The following is a 20615-nucleotide window of genomic DNA, read 5'->3' as shown; positions in this document are numbered from 1 at the left end:
TATTATTCCTGGTCTTTATAACTGCTACGAACTCGTGCCATTTTTTCGCGTTCACGTTTGTTCAGCATGTTTTCGAGCATGCTTTGGATCTGTTGAATGTTTTGTCCGGGTGCGACATGCATTTGGATCGTCACTGTATCGCCTGCAACCTGTATTGCTGAATTTGATTGAGCTCTGACAGGTTGTGAAGTACGAATATTTGGGCGAGCAATATCAGTTTGCACAATTTTTTGATGAGTTTGATCGAGTGCTTTTATTGGTAGATCTGAAGCATTTTTCATACCTAATGCCAAGCCCTGCATGGTGTAATCACCAATACCCATAAACACTCGGCTCGGAGAGTGAATTTCTAGTCGTTTAGCTGCCCAGTCTGGCAACATACCTGTCACCATATTTATTGCTGATTTCAAAGCACCTAAGCTACTGATAATTCCATTTTTTAAACCGTCGATAATCATTCGACCAAATCCAGTAAATTTTGCAGGCAGATCTATGCCAAACCAGCTGAGCACTGATGCAAACGCTGAATAAAAAAGACCGAGTGGTGACCAGTTGACAATTAACGCGCTAATGCCTGCAATCCCACCACTAAATGCTGTTTTAATTTGGTTCCAAATGTTGGTAAAGAAAGTCAGTACTTTACCAAAATTGACCACGATAAAGCCGACAGTATTACCAATCGCTGTACCTACGATGGTAAACAATGCAATACCAAACTCAGTGATTTTAACGATTACTGAAACAAGCGTTGCTATGATAGTACCCAGTGCTATACCGAAACTTTTGCCATAACTTGTAGCATTTGACAGTTGTTGATTAGTCGCTTGAAATGGGCTAAATAACCCTGAAAGTGCTTCTTTAAGCAGATTGAAACCGACAACAACCATATCCCACACGGGTTTCAATGGCATAAGTGTAGTTTTAAGGGTAGCAAAAGTTGAACTCAGCGAAGCAAATAAAGGGGCAAATCCTTCTTTTAAACCGTCCCAAAACCCTACAAAAAATGCTTTGATTGGTGCCCAATATTTCCAAATGACAAATGCGACAGCAGCAATGCCTGCAATAATCCACGTCAATGGGTTGGTGAGTAAAGCAATCGACAGTGTACGTAAGCCTGTAATAAGTAATGGTAGGGCTTGTCGGCTAAGGAAAATAAAAGCTTGTCCTAATAAGCGTACACCTTTTGTGATCAATCCAAAGCGTGTTGGTAAACCGATACCAAATTTGTTGGCAACTTTGGTTGCAATCCACATAAATAATGCAAATTTAGTAATACCTGCAACCATGCTAAAGATGGTACCAAATAGTAAATTCCCTGTGTAACGTACACCCAGCATCGCGACTTTAAACATGAGCAGTTTCATTGCTAAGTTGCCAATCGTACGAACTAATTCAGGATTTGCATCTACCCAGACTTTGATTTTATCTATAAAAGCACCAAGACCTGTGACAAAACCACGAATATCTGTACCCAAAGCATTCAAAACAGAAATACTAAGATCCTGAATACTCCCACCAAGCTGCTCAATGTCGCCAGCCAAGTTATCTTTTAGAATTGCAGCTGCTCGTGCTGCTGCTCCTTCTGAATGTTCTAATTCTTTTGTGAGCTCTTTGATTTTATTTACAGTTTTACCAGAGTTTTTATCAAGTAATGCTGACTGATCAACTAAAACTGCAAATGCGGAAACAGCTTCTTGCCCAGCAATATCTTTAAAAATATCTAAACGCTCACCACTACCCATATTTTTGGTTGCTTTATTGACCTCTGCCAAAATATCGGACATATCTCGTAGGTTGCCGTTGTTATCTTTCGTCTCGATCTTGAGTTTGGCAAATGCTTTTGTGGCTTCTTTCGGAGGTCCTGCAAAACGGGTCATGATACTACGCAGCGATGTACCTGCTTGGGTATCCAAAATATTGTTGTTACCTAACAAACCAGTCATCGCAGTGGCTTGTTCTATGCTTGCTCCATAGGCTTTTGCAATCGGTGCAACATATTTCATAGTTTCACCTAAACCATCAACACTGGTTGCGGTAAGGTTTGTTCCTTTCAAAAATACGTCATTGACACGACCGATTTCGCTTGCAGCCAAACCAAATCCGTTGAGAGTACCTACTGCGATTTGAGCTGCACGTTCTAATTCGACTTTGCCTGCCTCTGCAAGCTGTAGTGTTCCACCAAGTGCTTTATGAATTTGATCTGCATTAAAGCCACCTGAACCTAATGCAAACTGTGCTTGAGCTGCTTCGCCTGGACTAAATGAAGATGCTGCACCCCATTTACGTGCATCTGCTGTCAGCTGCTGCATTGCTTTACTTTGTTTTTCGAGATCCAGAACAGATTGGACACCTGACATTTGCTTTTCAAAATCAACTGCAGGTTTTAGAAACTGATATAAGCCTGCGCCTGCAATTACCGAGTTCATAGCAAGGCTTTTAAACTCTTCGCGCATTTGTGCCCGATTGGCTTTGAGTGTATCTGACCAAGATTGGGTTTTATCACGTACTTTATCTATAACACTGGCAACACGGTCATAGCCATTGTGCATTGTATTTAAAGCACTGCTGTGTTGATTGGCGTCTGCTGATCCGACTTGAAGATTGCGTGAATACTGTTTAAATGAACGTCCACCATTAAGGCTTCGTTCCAGTCGATCGATAGAATGAGTAAGCCGATCGATAGATTGATTGGTGTTTTGTACATTTTGCTGAAACTGCCGTATTGGCTGTGTCGCTTTATCTACAAACTTGACAATAATACTGAGATCTAACTTACTCATGATTTTTTACTCGGTTTCTGTTCTTTTTCTTGCACGGTCTTCCCATGCCATGAGTTCTTCTAAACTAAATGAAGCGCAATCTTGCGGTGTCCAGTGAAAGATCACAGCAAGATTGGCAATAACATCATCTACGCTGTCGGGGAGCTGTTTGTTTTCTCCAAAAAATGAGTAATCCCTTCTGCAATTTTAAGGGTATCCATCAATTCCAATGCATAGACTTCTTGTTCAGTCATGGCAGGTAATGCAATGCGTGTAAGCAATACGGCTAAAGCATCGATTTCAAAATTGAGGACGCTTTTTAAACTTAAACCTCGACAATGACTTGTGTTCGGTTTAATCAAAGTAATTTCTTTGATAGTTGTTCCCTTACGATTAAAACCATCTTCAAGTTCAATGACTTTTGTATTGGCTTTAATTGTTTCTTGGTTTTGTGCTTGTTCTTGAGTTTGCATCGCAAATTCCTTAAATAAAAAGTTGAATTAAAAAAACCTTCTGCAGTACTGAACTACAGAAGGGGAGGAAAACTAGATACCAATGTTTTGACGGTGTTTTTCATACATATCGACACCATCAACTTTGAATACAATGCCTGGAATATCGATTTCAATCACGGCTTTGCCATCGATTGATAATTTGTAATATGACCAGACCGTTTTCATCGAAAGTTCAGTGTCATCACCGGGTTTTGAATTACCAAAGTCAATTTCTTCATGACGGCCACGCACGACCATTTCGAGTGCCGTAGTTTCTCCGGTGTCATCACGCTGATAGGATCCAGCGAAACGTAGACCAATTGCTCCAACAGTTGCAGCACCGTATTGCCCGATCACCAATGGGTCGATACCACCCAGTTTCCAAGCAAATTCGATCATGTCATCTGACATGCCTGCATCCCACTTAATACTGCCGTCCATACCACCGCCACGCCAAGCCTCCAACTTACGTCCGAGTTTTGGCAAAGTGACTTCACCTGTTTGGCCAAGGTATGAATTACCTTCATTAAACAGATTCATCATTTTTAATTTTTTAGGTAAAGCCATGTTGTTTTATCCTTTTTATTCTTCTGTTATGCCGTCATACGAGAAGCGAAATCAGCCAAATAGCGGTCTGTAATACGCTGACGTAAGGTAAGGTCTTCCAGTGGTGGTACTGGCGTAAAGTCATAATCAAGCAATAAACGACCTGATTTGAGTGACTCTTTTGAGTTAACTGAAGGATCGAACCAACATTCACCATCGATGATGTAGCCACCATTTTTTAAATCACGGAATTTGGCATTGATCCCTTCGACAATATCTTTGGCCAAAGATGGATGGAGATCTTTATCCACTGCCCATATGTGCCCTTCTGCCATCGTGTCGGCAAGAATTTGCGCTGTACGTGTATAGTTTTCAAAAGCAAAAAGCGGATCTGCTGAACATGTACGAGAACCCCAAAAACGGAATCCATCTTTTTGGATCAGCGTGGTGATTTCGTTACCATTGAGATAACCAGCATCGGTATCCATAGACTGCAATTGCCAAAAAATATCTTGGGAAATACCTGTGACACCGTTGACTGGAACGTTGGAAAGAGTTTTCTGCCAACCTGTGTCATTGTCGATTTTTGCACGTAGACCTAATGCTCGAGCAGTTGCATCGAATGTTGTAGTTTTTGAAGTCGCTGTGTCCCATCCCAAAAAGTCGGGATAAATCAGCATGGCTTCTCGTGCGCCAATTGCTTCGCGGTATGCAGCTGCTTCTTCTTTTGTTTCACAACCAAAACAAGATAGATAGTTAAATGCACGAAGTTTTTCAGCAATTGAGTTTAAAGCCGTTGCCACAGGTGCAGTATCTAGACCAGGAACACCCAAAATACGTGGACGTACTTTCAGGTTTTGCTCTGCTGCCAATAGGGCTTTCATACCTGTATAACGACCGTTTTCAACACCACCAATAATTGCTGAGTTTTGTTCAGCTTCAGTAGTTTTTTGGTCTACACGTACAATAACTGTGACTGCATTGGTTTGGTCTGCGATGGCTTGTAAAGAACGTGCAAGCGTTCCCTTTTCACCTGCTTTGTCCAAAGCCGTTTTGATATCTGTAGCAAGTACTGGAGTATTGAGTGGTAAAGCTGCTGCATCTGCATCTTCTGCAGTTGCAACCAATCCGATCACAGCAGTTGAAACTGTACGGATTGGTCGAGTGCCTTCATTGAGTTCAAGAACTCTGACACCGTGATGATATGAATCTGTAGCCATATAAAAAGCCTGTGATCTGTTGTTATGTTTTCAGATCACAGGCTTACAAATTGACTATATATTGTCAGTTAAATGCAGTTGTATTAAGGCTTTTTACAACTTAAATAATTAAATTAAATGCATAATCAAGTGAATACCAATCTGCAGCAGATTTTACATAAAGCCAACCATCAGTACCGACATACCCTAATAATTTGGTTGAATATTCTTTATTTGCAATAAAATCTACATATATTGTCGCAATTTCAGTTGGTGCAATTTCATTTTTTGAAATAGTCGAAACAATAATACCTACTTTTCTTTTTTCATCGTCGTCTACATAGCAAAAATAAGGCTGATTCGGGTCGAGTGAATTCGCACTTTGAATAATTAAGCGACTTGATTTTCCGACATAACATAATGCTTTGTATGATGTTGAAATATTTATAATGTGTTGTATTTGTCTGTTGATTTGATTGAATCTTGAATCTACAAATTTAGAAAAAAATGCTTTGTTATTTAGAATACTATGTATTGGCTTTTGATCTGATAGTCCATATTCTTGCTGTGGCAATGCACAACAGTCAAACTCTAAGACAGAAATATCATCTCGTGTGTATAGCTCATAATTTTTTCTTTGTGCAGTTGTCAAACTTGTAGCTGATTCAAGAAAATCGAATGCAACAAATTTAACGATCGAATATGACAAAGAAATTCTATTTACCGTTGCACTTGAATCTACTGCTTTTGCGCGCCAATCTTGTCCACCGATTTGCATTCCATAACTTCCAGAAAATGAGAATGCTTTTCCTCTGTGCCCCTCACTATTAAATTTTCCTGACACCCCTTTACAGTCTACAAATTCATAACAAGTTGCGCCAGATAAACCCTCTGTACCACACCCATCTGCACAACATTTTAGATCTGAATAAATAACTTTACTGAATAAGAACGCTCGACCTTTCGTCGCTGTTGCGTATAGCTGTCCACCACGAAGTGATGTTCCAACATCGAAGATATAGCCCAATGTTCCGCCATGGCACCAAAGTTGTCCAAAATTAGTCATCCAGCAATCATTAAAAATAAAATGAGTGTGGTTATATTCAGCGTATATGTCATCTACATAACCCATTGCTGATCTATGTCTGAGCCAACCTAAACTGTTTACAGCTTCAGTTTTATGTTTTAAAGACAAACCTTTCACTTCTTCTGATATTAAATATGCTGCACCTCCTTCAGGATTATCTGAACGAGGACTTGATACTAATACTGCATCTGCTGTTGAACTTGCTAAATATCCGCTGCCCAATGGATTTGTCGTTGTTTTAATAAGAATTGTTGCTTCACGACCTGCCCCAATGAGTTTGGGCGGAATAATATGTTTTGTTGATGTAATAATTACAGCATTTGATGTATAAAAGTTACCAACACCGATAGTAACTTTTTTAGCTTTAGTCGTTGTTGTTGCTTGAGCTGCAGTAAGTGCTGCATTAATTGCTGCATCATTGTATATATGCGTATCTGAAGGGAATGCCCCAAAAATTTCCGCAGGCACAGTTTCTTTTACATTTACAGCGATATAACAACCGTTACCAGTTGTTGTTTTTGTCTGTAAATATGTAGGTAATGCGCTGAATGATGCAGGAAACACAAGGTCAGGGTCAATAATTGTTCCGCCATTGTGCAAATTTTTAGCAGTGGTTTCACTATAACTATAGCGTAGACCGCCTGTATTTAAGTCTGGCCACCATGATTTTGTCTGAATCATTCGACCATTGATATGTTCAATTTGATTTAAATTACTCAGAGATTCAACTTTTTCAATTTTTGTTTGATCAGCATGTAAAATTGCTGCTTGCTTTGCTTCTTCAACACTTTGAATCGTTGCCATGACAACACTTGCATCAATTTTTAATTCAAAATTAGCAGTATTATCAATCTGTAAAACAATACGAATTGTTTTGATCTGCGCAGTACCTTGATCCGCTGAAGGTTTATATGTTGCAGGATAATTTGCGTATGCAACTAAAATATTTCCAGCATACAATCCTACTTCACGAATATTAAAGCCACCAACAGCACTCGGGATAACACCATCTGCTTCAAGCCAGTTGGCATTTTCTTTTGATGGAGCAAGTCTATTCAGTGGTGTTCGATACACTTCTTTAATAAGTTTTGTAAAGTCTGCATTTGGCGTTGGTACAATACCGTTTCCATCACCATACGCCATATGTGTTATGCCGAGCTTGGTTCCGTTTTGGATAGCTTCACGCAATAGTGCTAAACCTTGCGTTGTAAACAATGAATGATATTGTGCAGCCATATTTTTTATACTCTATTTAGGGTAAATACTTGTAATTTCATGCTCATAAAAAGCAAAGATTGGATAAATGAGGGAATTAGGATCATCCACTTTTGGATATATTGTGATGTCTTCGCCGCTATACATTGCAGCTGCAACATTGGTTTCACCTTCTACATTGATGACATTAATCTCAATGCCTTTTAGTTCACGTGTTAGTGGCTTTGCATCACGTAAAAGCTCGACCAATGTTTTATAAGTACGTTCAGACAATGCACGACCATTTGTTTCTACTGTGATTTGAAATGTTCCTGGTGCGTTCATTGGACTTTCTTGCCACCACTCATGCACAGTGAGTGAATATCCAAAGCTTTCAACGATTGAACGCAATGCGTAATTTGTTCCTTTATGCTGATGGACTTTGATCGAGTTTTTGATCTGTGCACGTTTAACTTCATCTGGCCAGTCGTCTTGCCAGCGATCTACCGAAAACTGCCAAGCCAAAATCGATAAAAAATCACTCGGTGCGTCATCTATACGAATCAAACTCGATAGATCTGCATTGAGTTCAGTCATTTGTGCCGAGGTTTCTACAATTTTATTTTCAAAATCTGTGGCATTTGGAGGAAGTAAGTTCATGTCTCATTCCTCACACTCAGTTTGATTTCAGTACAAAATGCTGCCTGAAAGTTATTGATATGAACTTCTTCAGTTGGGTGAACTAACTCAACACGTTCCACACCAGATACTTTTAATGCTGAATAAATATCTGAGAAGAATACGCCTTTACCAATACGCTTGGGCGTTTTGGCGTAGTTGTTAATGTTGGTAGTCGCAGCGGATAAAACTGAGTCTGTTTCAGGGACATTTTTGGTGACTAAAATCGCTTCAACAATGTAGTTTATAATTTCAGCGGACTGTACTAGAACACGGTCACCTGTTGGACGTTTCTTTTCAGCAGAAACCGAATTTAAAACGATATTATTCAGCTCTGGTGTAGATGCATTATTTGCGGTGTTATGTTGCAAAATGGTCAATAGCGCATGTGCTGGTGATGGTGAACTACATTTGACATCTGCGACACGACCATCGGCTGATAGTGTGTGATATTCATACGAAGATTCAGGTCCTGCTGTACTTAAAGCATCTAACTTTTTCTGAATACGATAACGGAAATTTTCATCGGTTTCATAAACAGCAGGTGCAGGAGGTGTGATTGAATTATCCGCAGGGGTAATAAGCAAACGTGAAACATCAAAATTTGCCCCCCAAACATCTAGATCGGCACCTTCTGCAAATGCCAACTGTGTTGCTAGTGCTTTTTTATTGATATGCGTCCGCAATACCATTTCACGATAGGCATTTTCTTGCAAATACTTGTGCAGAGGATCTGACTCACGTCCCAATAAAATCGTGATCGCTTCTTGTTCTTCTGGTGGGTAGAGCGATATTAAAAAAGCTTTACGTTCCACCAATATCTGTTCGTAATCAATTTCATCGACAAAGTTTGGTTTTGGCAATTGGCTAAAATCTACACTCATGCGCCTGCCCCCATGTTCAATGGAATTCTAAGATTCATTTGTTGACCTGTGATTTGAGAAAAACCTTCGATGTCGAATACTAATCCATTGCCTTTTACGCTCGACATATATATTTGACTGATGCTGATACGGTCTTCCCAGCGAGAAATGGCGGTATAGATTGCGCTGTAGCATTTCAATACCAATGCATCGTTAATCGGTTGATCAAGTAATTCAAAAATAAGCGAACCGTACTCGCGTCGCATAACACGAGATCCAATTGGTGTGGTGATGATGTCTTGTAATGATTGTTGGATAGACTGTTGTTCTGTTTGTAGACTGTGACCTGTATTTTTGTCGATCATGGTACAGGTTCTCCCGAAGTATCTCCACCTGACTTCACTCCAGAGGTTTTATGTGACTTCAATGAGATCGCACCTGCCGTTACATCTGCTTCGGTACTGAAACTGCCAGTTGAATGGCTACTGCCTTGTACCAGTTGACTGCCACCCACCGTATTATTTCCTGTCATGGCTGTACTGCCGTTGACTTGAACATTGCCATTGATGGTGGTATCACCATTGATCGTTGCCCCACCTGAAGTGGCGTTGACTGTTACACCTCCACTAGCATTTACTGTTACACCACCGTTTGCGGTTAAAACAGCAGTACCATTACTCGGCAGAATCACTTCGAGTGCATGAGCGTTAGTGTCATAAGAAATCATGCAACCATCAGAAAACATACGAATATTTTTATTTAAATCTTGAGAGAGCACTTGATTATCAGCATTGTTTAAGCCACCCAATACAATCCCAATTTCTAATACTCCGCATGGACTTAAAACTACGACTTCTTCATCAACCGATGGAGGATCGAAAGTTTTGTCATTGCCTGCACGTAAATTTAGATAACGAAGTGGTGCAGTGGTAATCTCGCCAATTTGGACGGTCACTGTCAGAAAGGGTTTTGTCGGTTCAACTGTCTTGATTTTTCCTAAACGAATTAGGTTTTCAAAACGTCGTAATAGGTCTGCACTCATGACTGCAATCGTGTTGCAGTCATTTTTTTATTGCATGTGGTGGCTGTTGTATTAACGCTTTTTACAAATCATTTTGAAATAAATTTAAATACTTCCGTTTCAATCATATCCATTTCTTCTGCGGTAAATCCTAAAAGTTCACGACTGGCATATTGCACAGTTGGTCCATCTTTTTCGACTTTGTCACGTAAACCGTACTGGTGAACTCGGGCAATAAATGCAACACGACCTGCAAAGCCAATGGCGATGCCTTGTGCTGTTCGCTCGAAACGCATGTATTTTGCATTTTTAATCAGATTGAACATTTTATTTTTGACTTTATTTTTCTTGTTCCGAAGGCGAAACTTTCTTGGAATATAAGCCGAACCATCTGGATTTTGTTGTTTTGTGATTCGGCTTTTTTGTGATGCTCTTAACTTCCGACCAATGTGCATTTCTAATTTACGTCGTTCTTGATCACTGAGTTGATTCAGCATGCTTCCTAAATGTTCGGTGAGTGCTTCAAGCTCTGCCATTAGAAATACTGTTCCTCTGGTTCTGCTGACTGCCACTCTGCCAAAGTTTGTCCTGTTTTACTGTCGATCATTTTAAACAGTTGCGATGGTAATGCTTTGTCATACTGTGACTCATCAGGAAATGAAACATTCAAAGTTCCGTCATCTTTCCGTTTGACAATTACTCGTTCTGTGAGTGGTAGAGTCAATGCTAAATCGACAGTACCGTTGTCTAAGACAACCGTTTCAAACTTAAAGGCATCTTTGCTTTTTTCTAAGTTGACTAATAATTCATGCTGATTGACACGTACCCAGTCGAGTAATGGAATCATGACTGCGTCTAAATCACCTGCGTACTCTGTCAGAATCAAATTCAGATCATAGACATATTCAAATGAAAGCCCGTTGGCCAGAGTACAACGGACGTTGCCTTTTTCGGTAAAAATCAGCATACGTTCAGGATCACGCTGTAATTCTTTAACTGCGTTAAGCATGTAGGTGCGTAGGCTTTCCAATTTTTTCATGGTTGTTCCTGAATTTTTATGACTGCATCTACTTGTGCAGCACAAAGTGAACGTGCCAATTCGGTTTGTTCTAGCGCAAAAACCAAGTCTTGATTGGTATTCAATACAAAAATGGGTTTAGTGCATGGACTGAGCACTGGATAGAGTTTTTGCACCTGGTGTTTTTTGGGTACTGTTGAACATGCCACGGATAGCGTCAGGCACAGGCTGACTAGCCCAATTTTTACTGTCTTGATCATGGGTAAATATCTCGTTCAGCGTAACTTTGCGCTGTTCATAATTACTCTGAAGCTCTGTTTGTATTTTTTGTAATTCTGCAATGGATCGGCTTTGCTCAAGTACTTGGGTACGGATTTTTTCAAGTGTTTGATCTTGGCTTTGCAGCTGCTGTTGTTTTTCTACAAGTTGTTGTTCTAACTGACCAATTTTTTGTTGAACATGGGTGTAATGTTTAAATGCTAAAAACAGCACAAAACATAAAAGCAAAGCCAATATTGGCTTTGCAAATGGACGTAGTACCGTTAAAGCGATCATGATGCTTTTTGCACTCCGTATATAGGTTCAAGATGTGCACGTTCCGCAAGGAATTTGGCTTCATAACCGAGTTTTTTATAGTTAGGACCGTTGTATAAACGGAAGACTGTGTCCCAATCTTCTTTTTGTAAAGCTGTCAGTAAACCCTTTTTGGTCTCAATGAAACGGATAAATGCTTCTAACTGTAAAGATTCACTGGTTTGCATTTGCTCAACAAAATCAAATACAGACTTGTAGCCAAGATCTTGCCAATTCTCTCCCATGATTTGGAACTGCCCCCATGAACATGACATAAGAGCTGCTTCTTCATGGATATTTTTAGCAAGTGACAAACGGGTATATTCAGCTTCATTGCCCTTGTAGCCACCAGTAGCGGTATTGACCAAATTTGGGAACTGTTTCATTTGCTCATTGGCAAAGGCTTTACCTTTGAATTTGACCAAATAGGCGTACATTTTGTGGCGTTCAAATAGAATCTTGGCTTTGCCATTTTTCAGAAAACCAACACCACGTGCTTCTGTTGCACCAAATGCTCGAATATTGAGTTCTGGTACATTGAGACGCAATGCAGCATTTTGGTAGTCAGAACCTTTTAGGAACTTGTCAGTACTGCCACCCATCAAAGCTGTACGGGTTTTATCACCGACTTTTCCATCATCAACTAAACCATGTTTACGTTGAAATTGAATCACGGCATATTCGGTATTTGTACCAAAATCGCCATCTGGATTCAGTATCTTTCCATCGGCTCCTTTATATCCCAGTGCAATGAGTTGTTTTTGGATAATAACAACAGCATCTCCTCGAGCACCAAATTTAATTAAACTCATGATGCACTCCAGATCAGTTTGGCCACATTACCTTTCGCTTTTATGATCAGCACGGCTAAGAGCACTGCAAAAACTGCATCCCATAAGGTCACGGGATCTTTGAAAAATAAAATATGTACGCTTTGCCCGATAAATGAGCCAATCAGAATGGCTGCAAGAATTGAGTAACCTTGGCGATGGCGTAAGCCTTCAGAATTAAAGCAAATGATTCGAAAACCGCAGATCATATATGCGATAAGTGCGACGAATTGAAATAATTGTTCCATCATGATGACCCTCCACCACGAAAAATTTTATTGATGATGTCTGTTAAGTTGGATTGATCGACCCACACCATGATTTTCAAAATGATGGGAAGTGAGAAGATGGCTGCGACCATGCCAGCTGTTGCGTCGTTGGCAATAAATGTTCGAGTTGTAATCTCAGGTGTAAGCAAATAACCAATTCCAGTTGCTAAAAGCATCGTCAGCATGCGTTGCAATGGTTTTAAATCTTTCTTAGTCGTAGCAAATAATGCCGCGCCAAAGACTGCACCCAACAATGCATTGCCGTTGATAAATGGTAAAAGTGATGCTGCACCGACTGTGATTGCGGTAGTAGCTGCTACTGTAGTTGTTGGTTCTGGCATCTTGTTATTAGTCCCATAGGTTTATGGTTTGTTTTGTTTGTTGTGGTGTTTCAATTTCTGGCAATGTGACTTGTGTCCCCATTGGAATAAATGGACCAAATTCAGCAAGTTTGGGATTGGCAGTTAAAACCATTTCGACCACGCCTGAGCTACGACCGTACTCGCGCCAACAGATCGCATCGACCGTGTCGTTCTGTAGAGCTGTGATGGTTTTAGCCATGAACTAATCCTTACAATCCAATACTTCTACAATTCGAATTTCACATTCATACGTCGTTGGATTAATCCCATTATTTTGAGTAAGAACACGTGCCTCAGGTTGAATTGCTTTAGATTGCAAATCCAAACCAAGTTCAGTAGCAATTCTTTCAAGTGCAAGTCGTTCTAACTCTTTCTGAGAAAAACGATAGAAATGAACCCGTTGATGTGTTTCCTTTGATGAAATATTCATTTTCATATCAACTCCACTACGGTGTGGTTTTCACCGAGCAACTGTTGAATTGCCCATTGTCGATTGCGTCGATAATCATCCACAGTACATTCCGCTTGCTCTGCTTTTTTCGCACCTGAATTGGAACTGTCATAATTGCGATAGTTCTCATTGACCTTGGCTGCGACACCATTGGCAATTGCGGAAAGATATAAATAATCGGTATCGGGTTTGCCATCGATGATGGTTTTGGATAAATCGGATAATTTGGCAACATTGGTTTGCAATGAAATAAGCAAACGATTCAGGTCGATGACTTCTTCAATGATGGTTTGTTTAAGTCGTTCGTTGGTGACAGCTCCGTCAATACGGACAATTTCTCGGATATGATCAAGACCAACACTCGGATAAAACGGGTCACTTTCGATGATGATTTGACTTGGTGTTGTATTGCCATTTGCGACGAATCCCATGCTGTCCCCTGCCGTCTGTTTTTGTTGAATTTAGTGCATGGGTGGGAACAATTCTCTAAGTGTGTATTACGATGTAATGACACCTAAATTGTTCGCCCATGCGGTGCGTGGGCACTTATTCAGTCGTTTTAAAAACCAAGGATCCTTGGTCATCTACGACTTGTGAACCATCACTATTCAGTAAAGGTTCAGGCTGTTTTGGTAAGCGATCTGCAAATTTATCAAGAAACTTCTTAGTTGCTTTCATTTCACCTAAAGCACCAGACTTTTCATCTAATTCAAAAGCAGACGTTAAATATGCTTCTGCTGATTGTGCATGTGCCAGATCCGCATCACTTGGTTCATCTTTACTCTGAATTAATTTGACTGTGGCTTTACCCAAAGCTAAATACAATTTGGCTTTGGCTTGGTTCGGCATATCCAATACTTTTGGATCTAGATCAGGATTTAGAATCAATCGTTCAACTTGTTCTAAAACTGAAATATCAACTGCAGCATCGGTTTTCAGTTGCTTTAAAAATGCTTCAGCAATGGTTTCAACCACATAAGTTGCTGTATTGCGCTTAAATGCATCTGGCATGATCATGTTATGACGTAAAGCGAACTCTGCTAATTCCAATGCTCTGGCATAATCACCGACATCGATACACCAAACCAAAATAGTCATAAAGACTTCATCTTGAATAGATTTATCAGCTTCAAAAATGCCTTCGATATATGGTAAATAATTTGGAAGTAAAGCTGTTTTTAAAACAACTTTAGCTGCGGTGGCTTGGATTTGTTTGAGACGTTGACGATCATTATTGAGTTGCACCATCTGCAACTCATAAGCCGTCATGTCTTGCATCGCGCCAAACTCAGCAACCGTTTCGGCTGCTTTTTTGGCTTGATGTTTTTGGAAATGTTGACGTGCTAGGGTCATAATTACACCAATTCGATTTTTTCAGCCATTGCAGCAAGACCCAAATCTTCGATGTAATAATCTTCGTTTGAAGATTCATAGTTTTCGATTTGGTCACGTTTTGGATTGTCGATGACAGTACGACGACGAGCACCTTCTTGAACATAAATTGAAAGGTTGTCAAAAGTTGTCACCAAAATGGCATCTTCTGGGAAGAACGGTACTGCATAAACAGGCAAATTACCCATACGCTTTTGGCTGATGATGATGTCAGCTGCCAATTTTTCCGTGTTTTCTTGTTCTTTGTTCACAATCGGAAAGTACTTATCTGCCAATGTCTTACGATTACACAGTACAACTAAATCTGGATTGTCCTGATGCACTTCATCAATCATTTCATTGGTCAGATCCATCACCAAAGCATCGACATTGTGATAATCACCTGTTGCACCGACGGTAATTTTTCCAACAACTTTACCTGATGACATCACACGTTCAGAATTTTCTTCACGCATCTTCTGCAACCAGCCTTTGTTTACATCTTGCAGTTTTGGATTTGCAATAATGTCAGTGGTCGTCGCAATAGAAGTACCATTGAAGCCAATCATGATACGGTCTAGACCTTGGCGTTTTTGAATTTGACCACTGAAACGAGCATAGAAATCTTTAAATTTTGCCCATTGATCTAGTTTTTGATATTTGATTGCTGTATCAAAATCAGTTTTACGACACATATAAAAACGCTCATCCATCGATGTTGGGTCTTTGGCTTGGCGATCTGTCGTGTCCGTATTTGTACGTGAGGCAATTGGACGTGAAATACCCAATCCAACTGCTGAACCTGACTGTTCTTGAACTAAGAAAATATTGATTTTCTGTAAAAATGCAGAAGATAACTGAATTTTATCTTCTAATTTCTGTTGAATCGTTGGTGCAACATTAAACTTTTCAGATACTTTGCTTACACCATTCAACTTGGCTAATTGAGTCATTGACTCATTGAATTTAAAACGTGTTTCTGGACGCATGTTAGATACTCTTTATATTTATAGTGATGGTTTTAGCAATCAACGGTTTCAGTGAAATTTGAATTTCCTGAAGTTGGACGTGGCTGTTGATCAGGCTCACCATCTAACTTGGTTTTAAACTCATTGAAATCTTTTTTCAGCTGCTCATGTTCTGTGTTTAACGTATTGAAATCATTTTCAAGTTTTGAAACCGTTTGACCTTGATTTGCAGTTTCAGTTGCGATTTCAACAATGGCTTGTTCTTGCTCAGAAAAGGATTCCGCAGACTTCTGTTCTGACTTTTGTTGTTTTGAGAACAGGTCTTTTACTTTTTGTACCAAGCCTGCGGAATATGATTGCTGTGTTTTGACTTCTTCAAATTCGAATTCCGTCTCTACTGCAGCAGTAAACAGATTTTCAGGACGTTGTTTTTTACTTGCCAAAGGATTGGATTTTGCTGTAGCAGCAAATTGCAAATATTCGGTACCCAATGATGCAGGTGAGTCTGTCACAGCCAAACCGATTAAGTATGCGGAACCTTTACCTGCAAAGTTTTCGTCTACCTCAATGGATGTATAGACTTTTTGCTTTTTCTGATTGAGATCAATCAAACTTTGAGTCGGTTCAATTTGGGCAAAAAGTGCGTCTTTTTCTTCACCATTGATTGTGACTCTTTCTGTTTTTAACGCAATGACATCGCCATAAGCACCAAAAACACCGTCAGGGAAGACTGAACGGAAGTGTTCAATATTGATACGAGCACCGTAGGTATTTGGGTCATAATTCTGCGCCATTTGGACGATCCATTCTGGCTGAATTTCACGACCATCTGTGGTATCCCCTGCCACGGCAATACGGAACCACTTCGATTTATATTTCTTATCTTCTTTGCTCATTTGCAAACCTATTCATAAAAAAATGGACGGATAAAAATCACGCTTTTGAATAGGTGCAGAATGGGCAATTATGCTCTAACCAAGCAATTAAACCCTTTTGTATTAAGCCTTTTTACAACTCACATGAACTGATTGTTAGATTTCTTACTGCCAATGTTCGCTTATAGAAAATAAGCAAAACATTGTAATGAATGACCTATCCCCCATCGCAAATCTGCACTTGATCATGGACAACAAGCTGAAAGGAAAGTTCCTTTATTGGCTTGGTTGGAAAATTGTCGATATAGCAGAAGTACTCGAAGAAAAAGAGCGGACAGTTCAGGCATGGAAAACACGGGATGAGTGGGAAAAAGAAAAACCTGAAAACCGTGTTGAATGTGCGCTGACTGTCCGTTTGATGCAACTTATTCTTAAAAACAAAAAAACATCTGGTGATCTTAAAGAAATTGATTTTTTGATGCGTCAATACAAAGAATTTGCGCGTATTGAAAAATATCGCTTGAATGGATCCGAAGCAGATCTCAATCCCAATATTCAACGTCGAAATACTGCTCCTCGTAAAAAAGTACCGAATCATTTTGATGAAGAACAAATCGAAGAAATGGTACTGGCATTTGAAGAACGGTTATTTGAGTACCAATGGACTTGGTACCGTGCAATGGATCAGCGTTCTAGAATGATCCTAAAAAGTCGTCAGATCGGTGCAACATATTATTTTGCATTTGAAGCACTAATCGACGCACTCAAAACAGGTCGAAATCAAATTTTCTTGTCAGCTTCTAAAGCCCAAGCACATATTTTTAAGCATTACATACGAACTTATGCAGAGGAAATCTGTGGTGTTGAACTTACTGGTGATCCTATTGTTTTATCTAATGGTGCTGAACTTCGGTTTTTAGGTACCAACTATAGAACGGCTCAAGGTCATCATGGAAATTTGTATTTTGATGAAATTTTCTGGACTCATGGTTTTGCTGAACTTGAGAAAGTTGCTTCAGCAATGGCAACACATGAGACATGGAGAAAAACTTATTTTTCAACACCGTCAACAATCACACATGAAGCCTATGAGTTTTGGACAGGTACTCGCTTCAATAAAGGTCGGGCTAAAGACCAGCAATTAAAAATTGATGTTAGTCATGATGCTTTAAAAGATGGGCGTGTTTGTGAAGATTTAATGTGGCGTCAGATTGTCACTGTAGAAGATGCAAAGGCAGGCGGATGTGATTTATTTAACATCGAACGACTCAAATTTGAATATGCGCCTGACGATTTTCAAAACTTGTTCATGTGTAAATTTGTCGATGATGGTCAGTCCATGTTTCCGCTTAGCATGTTGCAATGTTGCATGGTGGATACATTTGAAGTTTGGAATGATTTCAAACCACATCATGCAAGAGCTTTTGCAAATAGACCCGTGTGGGTCGGCTATGATCCTGCGAGAACAGGTGATAATGCAGGTTTAGTTGTTGTTGCCCCTCCTCTTGTTCCTGGTGGAAAATTCCGAGTTTTGGAATGTCACCAATTTAAAGGCGATGATTTTGCACAACAAGCAGAACATATCAAAAATATAACCCTACGTTATAACGTGGTTTATATCGGAATTGATACTACTGGTATGGGCTATGGTGTTGCAGAACTTGTACGCCAGTTTTTCCCTGCATTAACTACATTTAATTATTCCCCAGAAGTTAAATCTAATCTTGTTTATAAAACATTAGATGTCGTCAGAAATGGTCGTCTTGAGTATGACTCAGGCAATAAAGATTTAACTCAGTCATTAATGAGCATTAAAAAAACATTAACTGCTTCACAAAAACAAATCACATTTACAGCTGGGCGTTCGGATGATGTTGGTCATGCAGATCTCGCATGGGCACTCATGCATGCAATTTATAACGAACCACTCGCAGGTATTACAGAAACCAATTCTTCAATGATCGAGATTTATTCATGAAACCATTTTCTATTGCAAAAAACATTTTAAACAATGTGCTGGATTTACGACCTCATCCTAATAGACCAATGCATTCAAATCCTAGAACTGAGGCATTTACATTTGGAGATGCAATACCAATAACTGACGGCCATGATTTATCAAATTATATGGAGTGCTGGTTTAATGGCCGTTGGTATGAACCACAAGCCAATTTACATGGTTTATCAAAAACGGTAAAAGGCACACCATATTTAAGTAGTGCAATCAATTTTAAGAAGAATTATTTATCTAATTTATTTATTCCACATCCACATTTGAGTAAAAAAGATTTTGATCAAATCGCTTTGGATATTTTATGGAGTGGTAACTTTTACTTAGAAGATATTCGATCACGTTTGAATAATCGCATTCAGCTTAAAGCTGCTTTGTCGAAATACACACGAGTTGGTGATTTACCTGGTCAATATTTTTATTTGTCCAATGATCACAATGGTTATGTTGAACATGAATTTATGAATGGACGAGTGTTTCATGTTCGTGAAACAGATATTGATCAAGAAATTTATGGTGTGCCTGAATATTTATCAGCTCTGCAAAGTGCTTGGCTCAATGACTCAGCGACATTATTCCGTCGTAAATATTATAATAATGGATCTCATGCAGGATTTATTCTTTATGTGAATGATCCAGCTTCAGATCCAAATGACATTACGGCACTTAGAACAGCATTAAAAGAAAGTAAAGGACCAGGGAATTTTCGTAATTTATTCTACTACAGCCCAAATGGTAAGAAGGATGGTATTCAAGTCATCCCTACCTCAGAGATTGCAGCAAAGGATGATTTCGTAAGTATCAAAGGAACCAGTCGTGATGACATGCTTGCATCGATGCGAGTCTACCCACAGTTGCTTGGTATCATCCCATCGAATGCTGGTGGCTTTGGAGATATCAAGTCTGCATCTGAAGCTTATAATTTTAACGAGGGTGGACCATTGAAAGCCAAGATGTTACAGCTCAATGAACTGATTGGTGATGAAGTGATTAGGTTTAAAGAATTTGAGCTGATAACCACAAAATAACCATCATTTATGAATAAAGCCTGCGAAATGCAGGCTTTTTTTGTATTTATTGAAAATTCAAAGTTATTGAGAATTACTATCATTTATACTATTTCCATAGGCGCAGCCGCGCAGTTGCCCCACCCCACCTGCCCACTCTAAATGTGTCGAATTTACTACAGGCACAGGTCAAATCAAAAACAATGCCAAAGCACGTTGTTATTAGGATATTTCATTGCTTAGGCTAATTTTTAAATACTGCATTCCACTGCAAAAATTCAATTTAAGATAAATCCATTTGATGCCATCTTTTTTGGACTTCAGCCAGTACTTCTTCATTCGTTAATTTTGAAAATATATATACGAATTTAGATTCATTATTAAATCGGAATTTTTCCAAACGATAACGTTCATCATTACATATAACTGGAGATGTCGGAGGTCTCGGATCAAGACATAATTTTTTAGGCAGTGGCTCTAAAACAGGAATTAAAATATATGAATCAATATATGAAATTAATGTCCCATCATTTTTTCCACCAATACACATAATCATAGAATTACCTACTATTAGCCTTTTTGACAGTCTAACAAATATTTCACCGCAAAATCTTACGAACATTGAAGTTACCGAAAACATTGTAAAAGGTTAAAAATTGAGTCTTTTGGATGACCTAGCAATGATTTGAAGTAATAAAGTAATTTATATAATTAAGTTATTGAAATACAAGTGAAATATTTATTACATTTTTAAGTAATTTTTTGTAATATCTTAAGTAATTTTTTATAAGTATTTGATTTTATTAATACTGATTTAAATAATTTATCACATATTTATACAGTAACTTATTACCTATAAATTACTTAAATATTGCTTTCAAAAAACAAAGTAAGCTATTGAAATAAATAATATATTATTAAAATATTACTTTATTACTAAAAAAATTAGATACCCCAAACTTATTTTTATGTACATCAAAAACTATCAAATTGATGTTTTTTCAAACTGATTCAATTTTAAATCTGGGATTGACTTGGG

The 20615-nt window shown here is 38.9% G+C and carries 25 protein-coding genes; 2 read left to right on the top strand and 23 right to left on the bottom strand.

Annotated features, from left to right (window positions below; genetic code table 11):
• Nucleotides 1-2 precede the first annotated feature (2 nt).
• The 22 genes from L3V46_RS03575 to L3V46_RS03470 form a co-directional block, all read right to left on the bottom strand.
• Nucleotides 3-2780 carry a phage tail tape measure protein gene (locus tag L3V46_RS03575; RefSeq protein ID WP_239044938.1) on the bottom strand — a complete coding sequence of 926 codons (2778 nt, stop codon included), beginning with the start codon at nt 2778-2780 and terminating at the stop codon, nt 3-5.
• A 6-nt stretch (nt 2781-2786) separates the two neighbouring features.
• On the bottom strand, nt 2787-2900 hold the full coding sequence (locus L3V46_RS03570) for a GpE family phage tail protein (RefSeq protein WP_104795128.1): 114 nt from the start codon (nt 2898-2900) through the stop codon (nt 2787-2789).
• Between the two features lie 8 nt (nt 2901-2908).
• Nucleotides 2909-3232 carry a phage tail assembly protein gene (locus tag L3V46_RS03565; protein ID WP_104795127.1) on the bottom strand — a complete coding sequence of 108 codons (324 nt, stop codon included), beginning with the start codon at nt 3230-3232 and terminating at the stop codon, nt 2909-2911.
• A 72-nt stretch (nt 3233-3304) separates the two neighbouring features.
• Nucleotides 3305-3820 (bottom strand): phage major tail tube protein, encoded by a 516-nt coding sequence (locus tag L3V46_RS03560; protein ID WP_096911109.1) that lies wholly within the window; start codon nt 3818-3820, stop codon nt 3305-3307.
• A gap of 26 nt (nt 3821-3846) precedes the next feature.
• Nucleotides 3847-5019, bottom strand: coding sequence for a phage tail sheath protein (locus tag L3V46_RS03555; protein WP_239044937.1), 1173 nt, complete (start codon nt 5017-5019; stop codon nt 3847-3849).
• A gap of 100 nt (nt 5020-5119) precedes the next feature.
• On the bottom strand, nt 5120-7321 hold the full coding sequence (locus L3V46_RS03550) for a phage tail protein (RefSeq protein ID WP_239044936.1): 2202 nt from the start codon (nt 7319-7321) through the stop codon (nt 5120-5122).
• A 12-nt stretch (nt 7322-7333) separates the two neighbouring features.
• Nucleotides 7334-7939 (bottom strand): phage tail protein I, encoded by a 606-nt coding sequence (locus L3V46_RS03545; protein ID WP_239044935.1) that lies wholly within the window; start codon nt 7937-7939, stop codon nt 7334-7336.
• Complete coding sequence (locus tag L3V46_RS03540) at nt 7936-8841, bottom strand: baseplate J/gp47 family protein (RefSeq protein ID WP_239044934.1); 906 nt, start codon at nt 8839-8841, stop codon at nt 7936-7938. Before L3V46_RS03540 ends, L3V46_RS03545 begins: the two co-directional genes overlap by 4 nt.
• The gene (locus L3V46_RS03535; protein ID WP_104795122.1) at nt 8838-9185 is read right to left on the bottom strand and encodes a GPW/gp25 family protein; all 348 of its coding nucleotides are present in this window, start codon (nt 9183-9185) and stop codon (nt 8838-8840) included. The genes L3V46_RS03540 and L3V46_RS03535 overlap by 4 nt, the downstream gene beginning before the upstream one ends.
• On the bottom strand, nt 9182-9862 hold the full coding sequence (locus L3V46_RS03530) for a phage baseplate assembly protein V (protein WP_239044933.1): 681 nt from the start codon (nt 9860-9862) through the stop codon (nt 9182-9184). The genes L3V46_RS03535 and L3V46_RS03530 overlap by 4 nt, the downstream gene beginning before the upstream one ends.
• A gap of 68 nt (nt 9863-9930) precedes the next feature.
• Nucleotides 9931-10377: a phage virion morphogenesis protein gene (locus L3V46_RS03525; RefSeq protein WP_239044932.1), complete on the bottom strand. Its 447-nt coding sequence runs from the start codon at nt 10375-10377 to the stop codon at nt 9931-9933.
• Complete coding sequence (locus tag L3V46_RS03520; protein WP_239044931.1) at nt 10377-10880, bottom strand: phage tail protein; 504 nt, start codon at nt 10878-10880, stop codon at nt 10377-10379. The genes L3V46_RS03525 and L3V46_RS03520 overlap by 1 nt, the downstream gene beginning before the upstream one ends.
• 117 nt (nt 10881-10997) lie before the next feature.
• On the bottom strand, nt 10998-11414 hold the full coding sequence (locus tag L3V46_RS03515; RefSeq protein WP_239044930.1) for a hypothetical protein: 417 nt from the start codon (nt 11412-11414) through the stop codon (nt 10998-11000).
• Nucleotides 11411-12244, bottom strand: coding sequence for an N-acetylmuramidase family protein (locus tag L3V46_RS03510; RefSeq protein ID WP_239044929.1), 834 nt, complete (start codon nt 12242-12244; stop codon nt 11411-11413). Before L3V46_RS03510 ends, L3V46_RS03515 begins: the two co-directional genes overlap by 4 nt.
• Nucleotides 12241-12513 carry a phage holin family protein gene (locus L3V46_RS03505; protein WP_096911119.1) on the bottom strand — a complete coding sequence of 91 codons (273 nt, stop codon included), beginning with the start codon at nt 12511-12513 and terminating at the stop codon, nt 12241-12243. Before L3V46_RS03505 ends, L3V46_RS03510 begins: the two co-directional genes overlap by 4 nt.
• Nucleotides 12510-12872 carry a putative holin gene (locus tag L3V46_RS03500; protein ID WP_239044928.1) on the bottom strand — a complete coding sequence of 121 codons (363 nt, stop codon included), beginning with the start codon at nt 12870-12872 and terminating at the stop codon, nt 12510-12512. Before L3V46_RS03500 ends, L3V46_RS03505 begins: the two co-directional genes overlap by 4 nt.
• A 7-nt stretch (nt 12873-12879) precedes the next feature.
• On the bottom strand, nt 12880-13092 hold the full coding sequence (locus tag L3V46_RS03495; protein WP_004723928.1) for a tail protein X: 213 nt from the start codon (nt 13090-13092) through the stop codon (nt 12880-12882).
• A 3-nt stretch (nt 13093-13095) separates the two neighbouring features.
• Complete coding sequence (locus L3V46_RS03490) at nt 13096-13329, bottom strand: hypothetical protein (protein ID WP_239044927.1); 234 nt, start codon at nt 13327-13329, stop codon at nt 13096-13098.
• Nucleotides 13326-13775 (bottom strand): head completion/stabilization protein, encoded by a 450-nt coding sequence (locus L3V46_RS03485; protein WP_239044926.1) that lies wholly within the window; start codon nt 13773-13775, stop codon nt 13326-13328. Before L3V46_RS03485 ends, L3V46_RS03490 begins: the two co-directional genes overlap by 4 nt.
• A 115-nt stretch (nt 13776-13890) precedes the next feature.
• Entirely contained in the window at nt 13891-14697 is an 807-nt protein-coding gene (gene gpM, locus L3V46_RS03480) for a phage terminase small subunit (RefSeq protein ID WP_239044925.1), read from the bottom strand.
• Between the two features lie 2 nt (nt 14698-14699).
• The gene (locus L3V46_RS03475; protein ID WP_151800860.1) at nt 14700-15704 is read right to left on the bottom strand and encodes a phage major capsid protein, P2 family; all 1005 of its coding nucleotides are present in this window, start codon (nt 15702-15704) and stop codon (nt 14700-14702) included.
• Nucleotides 15705-15736: 32 nt separating this feature from the next.
• Nucleotides 15737-16579: a GPO family capsid scaffolding protein gene (locus L3V46_RS03470; protein ID WP_239044924.1), complete on the bottom strand. Its 843-nt coding sequence runs from the start codon at nt 16577-16579 to the stop codon at nt 15737-15739.
• A 187-nt stretch (nt 16580-16766) separates the two neighbouring features.
• Between L3V46_RS03470 and L3V46_RS03465 the strand changes: the two genes are divergently transcribed.
• Together L3V46_RS03465 and L3V46_RS03460 are read left to right on the top strand one after the other, a co-directional pair.
• Nucleotides 16767-18536, top strand: a complete 1770-nt coding sequence (locus L3V46_RS03465; protein WP_239044923.1) for a terminase family protein — start codon at nt 16767-16769, stop codon at nt 18534-18536.
• Nucleotides 18533-19597 (top strand): phage portal protein, encoded by a 1065-nt coding sequence (locus tag L3V46_RS03460; RefSeq protein WP_239044922.1) that lies wholly within the window; start codon nt 18533-18535, stop codon nt 19595-19597. The genes L3V46_RS03465 and L3V46_RS03460 overlap by 4 nt, the downstream gene beginning before the upstream one ends.
• A gap of 262 nt (nt 19598-19859) precedes the next feature.
• On the opposite strand, the gene L3V46_RS03455 is transcribed toward L3V46_RS03460, so the two are convergent.
• Nucleotides 19860-20132 (bottom strand): hypothetical protein, encoded by a 273-nt coding sequence (locus tag L3V46_RS03455; RefSeq protein WP_239044921.1) that lies wholly within the window; start codon nt 20130-20132, stop codon nt 19860-19862.
• Nucleotides 20133-20615: the final 483 nt, after the last annotated feature.

Source organism: Acinetobacter sp. AG3, from assembly GCF_022343575.1.
Taxonomy (GTDB): Bacteria; Pseudomonadota; Gammaproteobacteria; order Pseudomonadales; family Moraxellaceae; genus Acinetobacter; species Acinetobacter guillouiae.
This window is presented reverse-complemented; position numbering and strand designations above follow the sequence as displayed.